The 14,351-nt window shown below is 44.2% G+C and carries 12 protein-coding genes and 1 tRNA gene; 4 read left to right on the top strand and 9 right to left on the bottom strand.

Features of this window, described 5'->3' with window-relative positions:
• Positions 1 to 2: 2 nt before the first annotated feature.
• A complete protein-coding gene (locus E7588_03955; GenBank protein MBE6688418.1) occupies positions 3 to 710 on the bottom strand; it encodes an ABC transporter in 708 nt (235 codons plus the stop codon).
• Positions 710 to 1,672: an ATP-binding cassette domain-containing protein gene (locus tag E7588_03950; protein ID MBE6688417.1), complete on the bottom strand. Its 963-nt coding sequence runs from the start codon at positions 1,670 to 1,672 to the stop codon at positions 710 to 712. The genes E7588_03955 and E7588_03950 overlap by 1 nt, the downstream gene beginning before the upstream one ends.
• Positions 1,673 to 1,842: 170 nt before the next feature.
• Between E7588_03950 and E7588_03945 the strand changes: the two genes are divergently transcribed.
• Positions 1,843 to 2,649 carry an MBL fold metallo-hydrolase gene (locus E7588_03945; GenBank protein ID MBE6688416.1) on the top strand — a complete coding sequence of 269 codons (807 nt, stop codon included), beginning with the start codon at positions 1,843 to 1,845 and terminating at the stop codon, positions 2,647 to 2,649.
• 63 nt (positions 2,650 to 2,712) lie between these two features.
• Here E7588_03945 and gap read toward each other — a convergent pair whose 3' ends face one another.
• From gap to E7588_03925, 4 genes are all read right to left on the bottom strand, one after another.
• A complete protein-coding gene (gene gap, locus E7588_03940; GenBank protein MBE6688415.1) occupies positions 2,713 to 3,747 on the bottom strand; it encodes a type I glyceraldehyde-3-phosphate dehydrogenase in 1,035 nt (344 codons plus the stop codon).
• Positions 3,748 to 3,912: 165 nt separating this feature from the next.
• Positions 3,913 to 4,902: an ABC transporter substrate-binding protein gene (locus E7588_03935; GenBank protein ID MBE6688414.1), complete on the bottom strand. Its 990-nt coding sequence runs from the start codon at positions 4,900 to 4,902 to the stop codon at positions 3,913 to 3,915.
• Positions 4,903 to 4,914: 12 nt separating this feature from the next.
• A complete protein-coding gene (locus E7588_03930; protein MBE6688413.1) occupies positions 4,915 to 5,724 on the bottom strand; it encodes an ABC transporter permease in 810 nt (269 codons plus the stop codon).
• Positions 5,725 to 5,728: 4 nt separating this feature from the next.
• Complete coding sequence (locus tag E7588_03925) at positions 5,729 to 6,493, bottom strand: ABC transporter ATP-binding protein (protein ID MBE6688412.1); 765 nt, start codon at positions 6,491 to 6,493, stop codon at positions 5,729 to 5,731.
• 160 nt (positions 6,494 to 6,653) lie between these two features.
• Here E7588_03925 and E7588_03920 point away from each other — a divergent pair, with 160 nt between their 5' ends.
• Complete coding sequence (locus tag E7588_03920) at positions 6,654 to 7,229, top strand: RpiB/LacA/LacB family sugar-phosphate isomerase (protein ID MBE6688411.1); 576 nt, start codon at positions 6,654 to 6,656, stop codon at positions 7,227 to 7,229.
• A gap of 192 nt (positions 7,230 to 7,421) precedes the next feature.
• Here the strand turns inward: E7588_03920 and E7588_03915 are convergent, their stop codons facing one another.
• Positions 7,422 to 8,567, bottom strand: coding sequence for a sodium ion-translocating decarboxylase subunit beta (locus E7588_03915; protein ID MBE6688410.1), 1,146 nt, complete (start codon positions 8,565 to 8,567; stop codon positions 7,422 to 7,424).
• Between the two features lie 216 nt (positions 8,568 to 8,783).
• On the opposite strand from E7588_03915, the gene E7588_03910 reads away from it, so the two are divergent.
• Both E7588_03910 and E7588_03905 read left to right on the top strand, forming a co-directional pair.
• Positions 8,784 to 8,857: transfer RNA gene (locus tag E7588_03910), tRNA-Val, on the top strand.
• A gap of 383 nt (positions 8,858 to 9,240) precedes the next feature.
• Positions 9,241 to 10,962, top strand: coding sequence for a hypothetical protein (locus E7588_03905; protein ID MBE6688409.1), 1,722 nt, complete (start codon positions 9,241 to 9,243; stop codon positions 10,960 to 10,962).
• Positions 10,963 to 11,080: 118 nt separating this feature from the next.
• Here E7588_03905 and E7588_03900 read toward each other — a convergent pair whose 3' ends face one another.
• Together E7588_03900 and E7588_03895 are read right to left on the bottom strand one after the other, a co-directional pair.
• Positions 11,081 to 12,481, bottom strand: a complete 1,401-nt coding sequence (locus tag E7588_03900; GenBank protein MBE6688408.1) for an MATE family efflux transporter — start codon at positions 12,479 to 12,481, stop codon at positions 11,081 to 11,083.
• 115 nt (positions 12,482 to 12,596) lie between these two features.
• On the bottom strand, positions 12,597 to 14,303 hold the full coding sequence (locus E7588_03895; protein MBE6688407.1) for a beta-glucuronidase: 1,707 nt from the start codon (positions 14,301 to 14,303) through the stop codon (positions 12,597 to 12,599).
• Between the last annotated feature and the right edge of the window lie 48 nt (positions 14,304 to 14,351).

The following is a 14,351-nucleotide window of genomic DNA, read 5'->3' as shown; positions in this document are numbered from 1 at the left end:
CATCACTCCCATCTTCTCTTTTCGTAAATTCTTATGGTTAAAAACAGAAAAACAACAATTATGGAAATATAATAGAATATTGCACTCAGGCTGAACAGACCGTAGGAAAAATCGTTGTAGCGGTCAAATACCGACAGCCATTTGACAAGTATTCTCAATGGCTCGAAATCGATTCCCGAGGAAACCAGACCCAGTGCCAGCATGCAGAAAATAGCAAAAATTGAAAGTATTGCGGAAATAAGCTGGTTTTCCGTAAGCGAAGAAACGAAAAGCCCGATGGCGATAAATGCACCGCCGATAAACAGTACTCCCACAGAGCCGGAAATTATAACAGCGGTGTTTATCTGGTCGCTGTACAGATACAAAACGCCGAATTCCAGACATGAAATCAGAAATGTTCCCGCAAAGAGAACATATGCTGCAAGAAATTTTGCAAAAATCACTTCAAAAAGGCTTACGGGAGCGGTAAGAAGTATTTGCTCGGTTTTAAGCTTTTTTTCCTCGCTTAACAGCTTCATTGTCAGGAGCGGAATGAGTATGATGTAGAAAAATATCATTATCATAAAATACATTCCCACCGTACTGTTTGCCATGGCAAGAGTGGTAAAGCAGAATACCGCGCCTGAAATGGCAAGATATACCGCCATGAATATATAACCGATGGGGGAGGTGAAATAGGAAATAAGCTCACGCTTGAAAATAGCACCCATTATTCGGCACCCTCCTTTTTCTGACGGTTGGTGTTGTCAACAAGATTTATGAATATATCTTCAAGACTTGCGCCTGCGCTTTCAAGTCCCACAAGCGGCCAGCCCTTTTCACACAGCATGTAGAAAAGCGGTTTGCGTATGTCGACAGAAGCTGAGGACTGGATAAGGTACGAAACGCTGTCGTCCGACGAGGCATTGCTGAGGATTTCAGCATAGGTGACCTCCGGCATGGAGCGCAGAGCACGAAGCACAGCTTCCGCGGGACCGCATATCTTAGCCAACACTTTGAAGCGGTTGGAGACTATCTGAGATATATTTTCCGCCTTTTCATTGGCAACTATAACACCTTTGTTTATAATAATTATTCTGTCGCACACTGCCTGTACCTCGGGGAGTATGTGTGAGGAAAGAATTATGGTGTGGCTTTTGCCCAATCCGCGTATGAGGTTTCTGATATCGATTATCTGTTTGGGGTCCAGACCTACCGTAGGCTCGTCGAATATGAGTACGGGCGGATTTCCCACAAGTGCCTGTGCAATACCAACACGCTGTTTATAGCCCTTGGAAAGATTTTTGATAACGCGGTTATACACATCCTTTATGCCAACAACATTGCAAATGTCATCAAGATGTTTTTTCTTGGGCAGCTTGCACTCCTTCAGGGAGTATACAAAGGACAGGTATTCACCTACCGTCATATCCAGATAAAGCGGGGGAGTTTCGGGCAAAAATCCTATTCTCTTTTTTGCTTCTATGGGGTTGTCAAGTATATCTATACCGTCTATTTTTGCGCTTCCGCTCGTGGCGGAAAGGTAACCGGTAAGAATATTCATTGTGGTTGTTTTGCCTGCACCGTTGGGACCGAGAAATCCCACGATTTCGCCTTTTTCAACGCTGAAAGTGACATTGTTGGCGGCGGCTTTTTTGCCGTACAGCTTGGTTACATTCTTAAGTTCTACCAATTCAGACAGCCTCCTTTCAATTTTCCAACTTACAGTATACTACTAAAATAGTAACGCAACTTTAACAATAAGTAAACAAAAAATTTTGTACTCTTGACAATCGGCGTGAGGTGTTGTAAAATATAGACAATCTGATATTTTTTAATATTCTGCTAAAAGGGGTACATCAAATGAAGCTTACATATCTTGGCACAGCGGCGTCGGAGGGAATGCCTGCTGTTTTTTGTAACTGTAAATATTGTGTTGAGGCAAGAAGGCTGGGCGGAAAAAATATTCGTACCCGTTCACAGACGCTGATTAATAATGATATGCTCATTGATTTTCCTGCCGATACATACCACCATTTTCTTACTAACGGTATTGAAGGAGATCTGATAAAATATCTTGTAATAACTCATGCACATGAGGATCATTTTTATAAGGATGACCTTCTCATAAGAGGCGGTGCCTATGCAAAGGAAATGAGAGTTCCCACTCTTAAGGTGTTTTGTTCCGGCTACACTGCAAAAATGTTTTCGTCTGCCCCCAAGAATGTGGAAATAAATGTTATAAAGGCATTTGACACTGTACAGGTCGACGGCTACCGAATAACCGCACTGCCTGCAAGACACATGCCGGAGGGCGAGGCATTGATATACATAATCGAAGGGGATAAAACACTGCTTTACGCCCATGATACGGGATATTTTTATGAAGAAGTATTTTCGTATATTGAAGAGAACAAAAAGGTGTTCGATATGGTGAGCCTGGATTGCACAAATGTGGATATTCCCGCCGGAAAGGGCTCTCACATGGACTTTGCCAACATTAAAGAGGTGCTTGAAAGACTTTCGGGAATGGGAGCGGTTAACGATAAGACGATTAAATATGTAAACCATTTTTCTCATAACGGAAACCCTATCCACCACATTATAGAAGAAAATGCAAAACAATACGGATGTCTTGTGGCATACGACGGATGTCAGGTGAATATATAAAAATACCGCGCTCAACCAATTGGTTGAGCGCGGAGGTTTTTTCGCCTTAATATCAGACAGTGATTATATTTCTGCGAAATACTTGATGGTTCTTACCATCTGGCTGGTGTAGGAGTTTTCGTTGTCGTACCAAGAAACAACCTGTACTTCGTAAAGGTCGTCAGCAATCTTTGCAACCATGGTCTGAGTTGCATCGAAGAGAGAACCGTACTTCATACCGATAACGTCGGAAGAAACGATGGGATCGGTGTTGTAGCCGAAGGATTCGGAAGCAGCAGCCTTCATTGCGGCATTGATACCGTCAACGGTAACATCAGTGCCCTTAACAACAGCGGTGAGAATGGTGGTGGAGCCGGTTACCACAGGAACTCTCTGTGCGGAGCCGATGAGCTTGCCGTTGAGTTCGGGAATAACAAGACCGATAGCCTTAGCAGCGCCGGTGGAGTTGGGAACGATGTTAGCAGCGCCTGCTCTTGCACGTCTCATATCGCCTTTTCTGTGGGGACCGTCGAGAATCATCTGGTCGCCGGTGTAAGCGTGGATGGTAGACATGATACCGGACTGGATGGGAGCATACTTGTTAAGAGCAGCAGCCATGGGAGCCAGGCAGTTGGTGGTGCAGGAAGCTGCAGAGATGATCTTGTCATCTGCAGTAAGGGTCTTTTCGTTTACGGAGAAAACGATGGTCTTGAGGTCGTTGCCTGCGGGAGCAGAGATAACAACCTTCTTAGCACCTGCATCGATGTGAGCCTGAGACTTGTCCTTGGAGCAGTAGAAACCTGTGCACTCCAGAACAACGTCTACGCCGATCTGACCCCAGGGAAGATCCTTAGCGTCCTTTTCAGCATAAATCTTGAGAACCTTACCGTCTACGGTGAGGGTGTTGGCTTCGTCGTCTGCTTCAACAGTGTGAAGATTTTCACCGATTTTGCCGCAGTAGCCGCCCTGAGCGGTGTCGTACTTGAGAAGACCTGCGAGCATGGAAGGCTTGGTAAGGTCATTGATTGCAACAACCTCATAGCCTTCAGCACCGAACATCTGACGGAATGCGAGACGTCCGATACGGCCGAAACCATTAATAGCAACTTTTACTGACATGATATAATACCTCCAAAAATGTTAAAATATTAATACACCCTATATTCTAGCAAAGTTTTCAAAAATATACAAGTACTTTTGTGAAAAATTTTAAAAAAATTCACTTATTTTGTGCACAAGCAAAAAAACGGACAGGAGCCGTAAAGCTTCTGCCCGTTCGTATTGTTATTTTACTGCATTTTGTGCAAAGCTGTTGTCTACCACTGCTTCAAAAGGGACTTTCCTGTCAAGCTCTCCGGCAGTTGATATTATCTCCTGCAAACGCATAAAGCTTGGCTCATTCATAACAGGTGTAGCACACCATGCATCAATGGAAATGTAACGCTCCACAACAGTAGTAAGTATGTCAAGCTCTGTGTCGGGGAAAGAGGGCTGAATTGCCTTTGCAACCTCCTCGGCGGGAGCTTCGCGTATCCATTGCTGTGCACGGTAAATGGCGTTAGTGAATTTTTGAATCACATCGGGATTCTCTTCGATAAAGCTCTTGTTGGCATAATAAGCTGTGTATGGAATATCACCGCCCGCTTCGCCGATGGATGCTACGATGTGTCCTCTGCCTTCTTTTTCAAGCGTAGAGGCTACGGGTTCAAACAAAGCTACATAATCGCCGGTTCCACCTGTAAATGCTCCTGCCAGCATGGCAAACTGTATGCTGTCATCAAATTTGAGGTCGTTGGTTGTGTCCAGACCATTCTCTTTGAGCACGTATTCAAAGGTCATAAAGGGTACTCCGCCGCGTCTGCCGGGAAGAACGTGCTTGCCCTTCAAGTCGGTGAACTTGAAATCCTCTTGCGGCTCGCGCCCCACAAGGAATGCGCCGTCGCGCTGAGTAAGCTGTGCAAACACCATGGGCTGATCCTCTCTGCCCTCGTTGTAAACGTATATTGCTGCCTCGGGCCCCGAAAAACCTATGTCCACCGACCCGGAAAGTACCGCTGCCATAACCTTGTCCGCACCCTCGCCGGTGGCAAATTCAATCTCCAGTCCCTCGTCCTCAAAAAATCCCTTGTTGATTGCAACATACTGCGGTGCATAGAATACCGAATGTGTTACCTCGTTTACACTTACTTTTACAAGCTCATCGTCGGTGTTACAGCTTACAAGTGCAAACAGTGTGAATAAAAGAATAAAAAAAGGTAAAATGACTTTTTTCATGTTTTGCTCCTCTCAGTGTTTTCCCGGACTTATGGCGCCGAGAATTATTTTTTCAAGCCATATAACGCATTTGTACATCACCAGCGCCATCAACGCCAGTATAAAAACACTTGCCATGACAAGATCCATCTTGAATACCTGACCGCCGTAAACGATAAGGTATCCAAGCCCGCCCTTTGAAACAAGAAATTCGCCCGCAATAACTCCCACAAGCGAAAGCCCTATGCTTATTTTGAGCGAATTGAATATGGTGGCAACATTTGACGGAAATACAATTTTTTGGAATACTATCCGTTTTGTTGCCCCGAAGGAAAGTGCCATGCGTATTTTCTGTTTATCGGTTGCCGCATATCCGTTGAGCACCTCCAGCACAGTTACAATGAGTGAAATGGCAAGCGCCATCACGATTATTGCTTTTTGACCTGCACCTACCCATATTATTATAACGGGTCCCAGTGCGATTTTCGGCAAACTGTTAAGCACTACCAGATACGGTTCGCTGACGCGATAAACAGTTTCGTTCCACCACAGAACGATTGCAATAAGAATACCCATGGCACTACCGAGCAGAAAACCCGTCAGCGTTTCGAAAAAGGTTATACCTATATGAATCAGAATGTTGTTTTCACTTACCGAGATAAGGGTTTTTACTATCCTCGACGGACTGCTCATTATAAAAGAATCCACCATGTTCAGACAAGAGGAAATCTCCCACAGAATTATAAAACCTATAAGTATGCCCAGTCTCAGCATGGTTATCCTGCTCTTTGTCCTGCGTTTATTTTTCAGATATACAGCCCTTTCGGGGGAAATACCATCCATCTTTTCACCCCCTCTGATTTATTTCATTCCAGAGGAGATTAAAAAATCCCGAAAAACGGCTGTCGTTGCGTCGTTTCATGGGAGTGAGAGGTATGTCCACCGTGTGTATTGCATGAACCGAGGCAGGGCGGGGAGTGAGTACTATTATTCTGTCTGAAAAGCTGATGGCTTCGGGAATATCGTGAGTTACCATAAGTGTGGTCATTTTTTCACGCCGCAGAATGTGCCACACATCTTCACTCACCTTGAGACGGGTCTGATAATCCAATGCGGAAAATGCTTCGTCCAACAGCAGTATACGCGGACGTGTGGCAAGCGTTCGTATGAGTGCCGCGCGCTGACGCATTCCGCCCGAAAGCTGAGACGGATATTTACGGCTGAACTCGCCCAGACCGTATTCCTCCATGAGACTGTCGGCATATTCAATGTTTTCACGTGTGCATATTCCGCGTATCTCAAGCCCCAAAAGCACATTTCTGCGTATTGTGCGCCAATCCAGCAGGTTGTCTGACTGCATCATGTAGCCGATATCCTCACGCACTCCGTCAACAGGCTTGCCGTCAGCAAGAAGAGTTCCGCTTGTTGCCTTTTCAAGTCCGGCAATTATTGAAAGAAGCGTGGATTTTCCGCATCCCGACGGACCGATTATGCTTACGGTCTCTCCCTCATTTATGGAAAAGCAAATATCCCTGAGAGCTTCCACCTCTCCGTTGTCCGCTTGATATTTGCAACACAGGTTTTCTGATTTCAAAATTTCTCCTATAAAAATCACCTCTTGATATAGTATATTTCATAAAGGCTGTTGTTGACACCTGTTGCAGAGGAGATTTATTACAGCGTTTTTTTTAAAATAGTTGACAATACAAATAATACGTGATATACTGTACTCAATACCGAGAAACGTTTCTCTGAAATGAAAGGGGAAGACTATGAAAAGAGTTAAAGACAAAGAAATACTTGTAGGTGCCGATTTTGCGGGATTTCCGCTCAAAGAAGCTGTTGTTGAGCATCTGGTGAATAAGGGATGGAAGGTTACCGATATTGGCGTAAAAGCGGATTCTGACCCTGATGACACTGACCTTATGTTCCACCGAGTGGGACTGCGTGCGGGCGCCATGATTTCCGAGGGCGAATTTGAGCGGGCGCTCCTTTTCTGCGGTACGGGTATGGGAATACATATAGCCGCATCGAAATGTCCTCACGTACATGCGGGTGTTGTTGAAAGCGTTCCCGCGGCACTGCGTGCAATCACAGGTAACGGAGTGAATGTACTTGCCATGGGCGCGTTCTATGTTGCACCCAAAATGGGCTGCGATATTGCCGATGCATATCTCAACGCCGAATTGGGAAGCGGTTACGAATGGTGGTATAATTTCTATGAATTCCATAAGCTCGCCATTGATGAGCTTGAGGCTTTCGATTACGAAGAATACAAGAAAAACGGTTTTAAGGTCAATAAACTGGGCGATTTTCCGTTAAAGCTTGAAACCAAGCCGGAAGAATAAAATATAAAGTAAAAACCGCAGAATGTGCAAAACATTCTGCGGTTTTTGGTTATATGTACTATTTTGAGAACTTGGTAAATACGAAAACAACCGCGGCAATAATTGCCATTACCACAAAAATTCCCAGCATACCCTGTCCCATGAGCTGAAATGCTATTTTAAGTAACTCTATATTCATGTCAGACCTCCCGATTATCCTATGCTCTGCAGAATCTGCGGAACAAGATTTAGTATCATACCGCCGGCAACAACAGATGCTATTTGACCCGAAACATTGGCGCCGACCGCGTGCATAAGCAGATGGTTGGAAGGATCTGCTTCAAGTCCCAGCTTTTGAATAACACGTGCTGACATGGGGAACGCGGAAATGCCCGCCGCACCGACCATGGGGTTGACCTTGTTTTTTGAAAACAGGTTCATGAGCTTTGCAAATACTACACCTGCGATGGTGTCAAATATGAATGCCACAAGACCGATACACATTATGAGCAGCGTTTCAAGGGTTACGAATTTTTCGGCAATCATGCTGAACGAAATTGTGATACCGAGAAGCAATGTTATCAGTGTTGCGAGCATACTCTGCGCCGCTTCCGAAAGGTTGTTGAGAACTCCGCACTCGCGAAGCAGGTTTCCAAACATCAGAAAGCCGACCAGCGAGACTGAAGTGGGGGCTATAAGGCCTGCAATAACCGTTACCACGATAGGAAAGCTTATGCGTAAAAAGCGTGAAACATTTTTTGGATTGTAGGGCATACGTATCATACGTTCTTTTTTTGTGGTAACCGCTTTGATTGTAATAGGCTGAATGATCGGGACAAGCGCCATGTAGGAATAAGCAGCTACGGCGATAGGTCCGATATAACCGGATTTAAGAACGTTTGCAACCAGAATGGATGTAGGTCCGTCCGCTGCACCGATGATACCGATAGATGCCGCATCACGAAGGTCAAATCCCAAAGCTATGGCAACAACAACAGCAAAGAAAATTCCGAACTGCGCCGCAGCTCCGAAAAGGAACATTTTGGGGTTGGAGAGCAAAGGACCGAAGTCTATCATTGCACCGATACCGATGAACAAAAGAAGCGGCATTGCCTCAGAGGCCTCAATACCCATATCATACAGCCATTGTATGATGCCGTGTGCGGTATTGCCGCCAACCATTTGGTCGATGGCACCCGAAAATGGCAGGTTGACAAGAATTGCGCCGAATCCCATGGGCAAAAGCAGGGTCGGTTCGTACTCTTTGGCGATCGCAAGGTAAATAAGCAGTATACCTACCGCATACATTACGCATTGTTGCCATGTGATGCTTAAAACACCGTCTAACAGAAAACTCATAGTGTTCTCCTCCTTGGAGTATAAGATTGATTTTGTTAACTTGACAATTATATCACATTTTTTACAATTTTGCAAGGGGGAAAATACAAAAAAATCACTGTTTGAATAATTTGTTAATAAAACGATATAATACTTGATTTTACAGTAATTTTGTGCTATCATATACGGGCGCTGAGGTATATGATATATATTATGATGCGTTCGAATGCTTGATACGGGGGCGTAGCTCAGTTGGTTAGAGCGCTTGCTTGACATGCAAGAGGTCACAGATTCGACTTCTGTCGTCCCCAGCGGCAGTGCCGCACCCGATTTGCGCACTTGGTTACAGCTCTTTTATTATTCATCACAGGCGTCGGTTGTGCGGTTTGTCATACCAAAAAGCCTTGAAACTGTACGGTTTCAGGGCTTTTGTTTTAAATATGTAAAACTGCCGTCATGCGAAAAGCTTTAGTGTTGACATTTTATGAAAACAGTGCTATAATATAGGTGCTACACGAATCAAATATCACCTTTCTGCAAGGATGTGTTTTTACTTTTGGTAAAAGCGCATACTCTTTTCTGCATTCTTGTGGTGTGGTGATGATTTGTGTAGCAACTAATCGGAGTCGTGCGTTTTTCGGTGCATAACTCTGAAATAAGGGTTGTGCACTTTTTATTCGCGAAGGAGTTTAAAATGAAAAACAAAATTTTATTAACACTCATACTAATCATTTTTGGCGTTCTTGTTTCGGGAATATTTAATGCATCGGCACAGGACGTTGCTTCCGGTGCTGTCGGACGCCTTAATACAGCATCAACGGCCTTGTCGGAATACCAATATGCATTTATAATTGGAGAGGGCGAATCTGAAATTATTGTAAATCCCGATGATGGTTTTGTAGAAGTTCATAGTAAGTTGATTGCTTTTTATGATGGAAAGGTAGAAATACTCTCAACGTATGAAGATTATACCGATAGAAATGATTGGAACAGCTTTTTGTATAATGTCGTAACTTTGACAGACATAATTGATGGGGAATATGTATTATCACCCGGTGTAAAATGTTATGCTCCTTATGACCCTGCTACCGGTGAAGGATATGAAATAGATGTATCCGGCGGAGAATTATGGTACGATTCAGACGAGAAAACGTATAAAGTGACAAAAAACAACCAAACCTACAAAGTGGGTCTTGATGCAGATACGGAGTTTTTCGCGGTGTTCTATGATGACTTGGAATTCTATGAAAAGGTTTTACGTTATACCGAGGATACTTTGCCGTTGATCGAAAGCACTGCAATTGATGCCGGTATTATCCGCGCATCCAAAGACAATGACGGAAATATTGTTTCATATACTTTGCAGGTGATGTCCACTGGAAATGATAATGTAATCATAAGCTCGCAAAATACAAAAGCTTTAGTTTACTTTGATTCAAACGGCGGAACTGTTGATTCAAAGTACAAAACGGTCATATACGGCTCTGAATACGGAACGCTTCCTACACCCGTAAGACCATGGTACCGCTTTGACGGATGGTATGATTCCGACGGAGAGCTTGTACAAAGCACCACTGTTGTCGAAGAAAGAACAAATCACACTTTATCTGCAAAATGGACAAGAATTCAAAAAAGATATGATTATGCATTTATGGTCATGGCAACCGATCCCGAAGTCAGTGTAAATCCCGAGGACGGCTCTGTGGCAGTTCAAAATAAGGTGTTGGCATTCTATAAAGGAAAAGCGGGATTTCTCCAAACGTATGAAAATTATGGAGAGGGAGATGCTTGGGACAGTTTTTCGTATAGTGTTGCAACCTTAACGGACAGTGTTGACGGAAAATACATATTATTACCCGGCATAAAGTGCTACGACCCTTATGACCCTGTTACCGGCGAAGGATATGAAATAGATGTATCCGGCGGAGAATTGTGGTACGATGGGACTGAAAAAACATACAAGGTGACAAAGGATGCCAAAACATACAAAGTGATTTTTGATTCAAATTCTGAACTTTTCGGAATATCTTACAATGATATGGGATATTATGAATCGGTTCGGCGTTATACCGGGGATACTTTGCCGTCAATAAGATGTGCTGCGATTGATTCCGGAGTTATACAAGCCACAAAAGACGATGACGGAAATATCATTTCATATACTTTACTTGCCGCGTCCGGCGACAATGACCAGGTCAGTGTGTTTAAATACGGTGATGTAAATGAAGACGGAAATGTGAATGTTTCCGATGCAATTTTCGTTGCGCAGGCATTGGCAAGCAGTGCAATCACCCTTACCGAGTCGCAGAAATTCGTTGCGGATGTTAATTGTGATGGTTCGCTCAATGTTTCGGACCTTATCAAAATTCTTCAGCATCTTGCAAATCCTGCCATAACACTTGGACCAAGTAAATAACAAAATTTTGAATGTGAGTTTTATTCAGATAAATTGTTTTTGGAAAAAGGGAACTCAACAGTACAATAACAAAAAACGGAAATACTTTATGTTAAAGTATTTCCGTTTTTATTGTTCTTTACTTTTCCTCTACCACACGTGTATCTGAAAGCTTTGTGTGCTTGTAGTATATAAACATCAGTATACTGCAAACTGTCCAGCCTGCCGGATATCCCATGGCAATGGGGACAAAGGTGTTTGAAATAAAATTTGACATGGTATAAAGATATATCTGGCGGAACAGAACAAAGGATAACAGCATTACTATCATTGGCGCACGGCTGTTGCCTGCACCTCTGAGCGCACCGCTGTAAATCTGGTTTATACAGCTTACCGCGTGGATGGGCGTAATAAAATGGATAAGCGTTGTTCCGTATGCCACTACCTCCGGCTTGCTGTTAAAAAAGGCAACCAGATAAGGCGCAAAAATGACTATGGGTACGGAAATTGTTATAGATATGAAAAGTGCAATACCCAACGCGGTATTGGCTCCTTTGCGTGCCCTTTTATCCTGACCGACACCCAAATTCTGTCCCACAAATGTAGTTACGGCAAGCGCTAACGATTGCATTGGCAAAAGCAGAAAATGGTCGATTTTGGTGTACGCCGTCCATCCCGACATGGCATCAGCACCGAAATAGTTCATGTACGATTGGACAAATACGTTTGAAAAAGATGTTATCGCCATCTGAAGTGCCGCCGGTATTCCTATCTTTACTATTTTAAGAAGCATGTCGCCGTGAATTTTGAGACGGCGCAAATCCAGCTTTATGCAGGTATCGGAACGCATCATCACGATCAGAACCAATATGGCAGATAGTGTCTGCGAAATGATCGTTGCGTATGCGACACCCTCTACCCCCATTCCGAACACAAGAACAAATACAAGGTCAAGCACGATGTTGGTAAGCGCGGATACCACCAGAAAATAGAACGGTCGTGTGGAGTCGCCGATGGCACGCAGTATTCCCGAGCCGATATTGTATACCATAAGCCCCATAATGCCTGCAAAATAAATAACAAGATATGTTGCAGCTTCCGGTACAACCTCCGGCGGGGTTTTCATCAGTCTCAGCATAAACGGCACCATGCCGATACCTACTGCCGTGAAAACAACTCCCAGTATTAATGTCACGGTAATTGCGGTATGAACCGTGTCCTGCACCTTGTCAAGCTTTTTGGCACCGTAGTATTGTGAAATAACAACACTTGCACCCGTTGAAAGACCCATGAAAAAGCCGATGAGCAGATTGATAATGGGTGTTACCGATCCGACTGCCGAAAATGCTTCGTTGCTGACATAGTTGCCCACAACCCAGGTGTCCACCGTGTTGTAAAGCTGTTGAAAAAGGTTGCCTATGAGAAGCGGAAACGCGAAGGAAACAAGATGCTTTACAATACTGCCCTCGGTCATGTCCACATCTTTTTTTGCACCGAATTTTTTCACAAGCTCCACAAAATCACCGCCCTGGTTTAACATTATAGAGATATGATACTACATATTGTTACCAAAGTCAACATTTTCACAAAATACTAACAAAATACGCCATAAAAAATAACACATGCCGTAGTTGTTTTACGGCATGTGTAGAAAATTACTTATTATTTTCTGCAAGCTTGCGGTAGATTTCGCCGACGGCGTGATATGCCAGCTTGGGCTTGCGGTATTCGCTCATAATACCCTTGTTGTTGTATCCTCTTGCACGGTTGATGTTCAGACGGTAATATGTTCTGCTGTCGCAGAATTCCCACACATAGGAGCCTATGATGCCGGGAGTGCTGTACAGTGTGTTGAGTACGTGAGTGAGCATTTTTGCCTGGAATTCTTCGCTCCACCATACGTCAGAATTGTCATGACAGCCGTACAGTGCCGCGCCACCGAATTCGCTGAATATTATAGGCTTGTGGTCGTATCCCAAATCGTGTCTGCGTTGGAGAAATTTTTCCAGGAAAGGTGCCCAGTCATCTAATGAGTTGGTGTACCAGCCGTAATAAACATTGGGGCACATAATGTCGCAGAACTCAAAGCAAATGTCTTCCATAGGCATGTTGCAGGCATAAACAATAGCACGGTTTCCGCCGTTTGCTTTGAGAAAATCATAGTATACCTTAGAGATAGCATGACCTTCTTTAGTGTTGAGAAGTATCTCGTTATGCAGACCCCACATGGTGATGCAGGGGTGGTTGTAGTAGTATTTTACTGCCTCACGGTGCATATTCAGACCGCGTTCAATTATAATGGGATCGGCAAGTGTTTCTGCCGAGAATCCGCATCCCCAGATGGGGATTTCGCTCCAGAACATTACGCCGTTTTCGTCGAGCAAATCGATGAATTCCTGAGCGTTGGGGTAGTGGGAGCCGCGTATTGCATTACAGCCCATATCGGTTATAAGGTCTATATCTCTCTGCATGAGACCAATCGGGAAAGCAAAGCCGAATTCGGGATGGTCCTCATGGCGGTTTACACCGCGGAACTGAGCCTCTTTGCCGTTGATAAACACTTTTGCATCTGCAACAACAAGCTTGCGGAAGCCTACTCTGTCCATAAGGTCGTCGGTGTCGGTGGAAAGAGAAATATTGTAAAGCTCGGGAGCCAAAATGTTCCACAGACGTACGTTTTCGAGGGTAAACTCAGGTGTTGTGACGGTAACGGTATCTCCCGCTTTTACAGTGACATCCAGTTCGCATACGGTTACATCATCCAACATAGCCTTGACAGTGGTGTTTTCTTTTCCGCCTGCGTTGTAAAGCTCCAGTACGAATTTTCCTGTTACGTTTTTGAGAGCATCGTCAATTTCGTACTCAAGGCGGTTATTGAGAATACAAACTCCCTTGAGAGTTTCCACTGTCACACTGCGCGTAATACCGCCGTGATGGAACCAGTCTACTCGGTTCTGGGGGATAGAATATTGGTCAAAGGAGTTGTCGACGCGCACAACGAGCACATGCCTACCTGCGGCAACTTCTGGTACAATAAAATCAAATTGAGTAAATCCGCAGTAATGGTTTCCGAGATAAACACCGTCCAGCCACACATCCGCCTCGGTCATTACGGCGCCAAAGCAAAACCTTAAGCATCCGCCATCTGTATAAAAATCCTTCTGATACCATGCCGCGCCCTCGTAAAATGGAGTGTCTTTATACATAGCCCATACGGACGGAACAGTTACGTTGATAGCGCCGGGAATACCGTTAAACCATTTTTCCTGCTCACCGATCTTTTCGGGATCTGTGCGGAATTTCCATGTGCCGTCAAGGCTTGCGACGTATCGCTTTATATGCTCATCAAAAAGTCTGCCCATGAGTGTTACCTCCAAAATAGTGTATATTTAATTACGATGTAATTCTAT

This window comes from Oscillospiraceae bacterium, assembly GCA_015065085.1.
Lineage (GTDB): Bacteria > Bacillota > Clostridia > Oscillospirales > SIG627 > SIG627.
This window is presented reverse-complemented; position numbering and strand designations above follow the sequence as displayed.

Bases quoted from the DNA above. Each gene is read 5' to 3' on its own strand.
- E7588_03930 (MBE6688413.1), bottom strand. From the start codon at position 5,724: ATGGATGGTATTTCCCCCGAAAGGGCTGTATATCTGAAAAATAAACGC.
- E7588_03955 (MBE6688418.1), bottom strand. From the start codon at position 710: ATGGGTGCTATTTTCAAGCGTGAGCTTATTTCCTATTTCACCTCCCCC.
- gap (MBE6688415.1), bottom strand. From the start codon at position 3,747: ATGTCAGTAAAAGTTGCTATTAATGGTTTCGGCCGTATCGGACGTCTC.
- E7588_03935 (MBE6688414.1), bottom strand. From the start codon at position 4,902: ATGAAAAAAGTCATTTTACCTTTTTTTATTCTTTTATTCACACTGTTT.
- E7588_03915 (MBE6688410.1), bottom strand. From the start codon at position 8,567: ATGAGTTTTCTGTTAGACGGTGTTTTAAGCATCACATGGCAACAATGC.
- E7588_03895 (MBE6688407.1), bottom strand. From the start codon at position 14,303: ATGGGCAGACTTTTTGATGAGCATATAAAGCGATACGTCGCAAGCCTT.
- E7588_03945 (MBE6688416.1), top strand. From the start codon at position 1,843: ATGAAGCTTACATATCTTGGCACAGCGGCGTCGGAGGGAATGCCTGCT.
- E7588_03905 (MBE6688409.1), top strand. From the start codon at position 9,241: ATGAAAAACAAAATTTTATTAACACTCATACTAATCATTTTTGGCGTT.
- E7588_03900 (MBE6688408.1), bottom strand. From the start codon at position 12,481: ATGTTAAACCAGGGCGGTGATTTTGTGGAGCTTGTGAAAAAATTCGGT.
- E7588_03920 (MBE6688411.1), top strand. From the start codon at position 6,654: ATGAAAAGAGTTAAAGACAAAGAAATACTTGTAGGTGCCGATTTTGCG.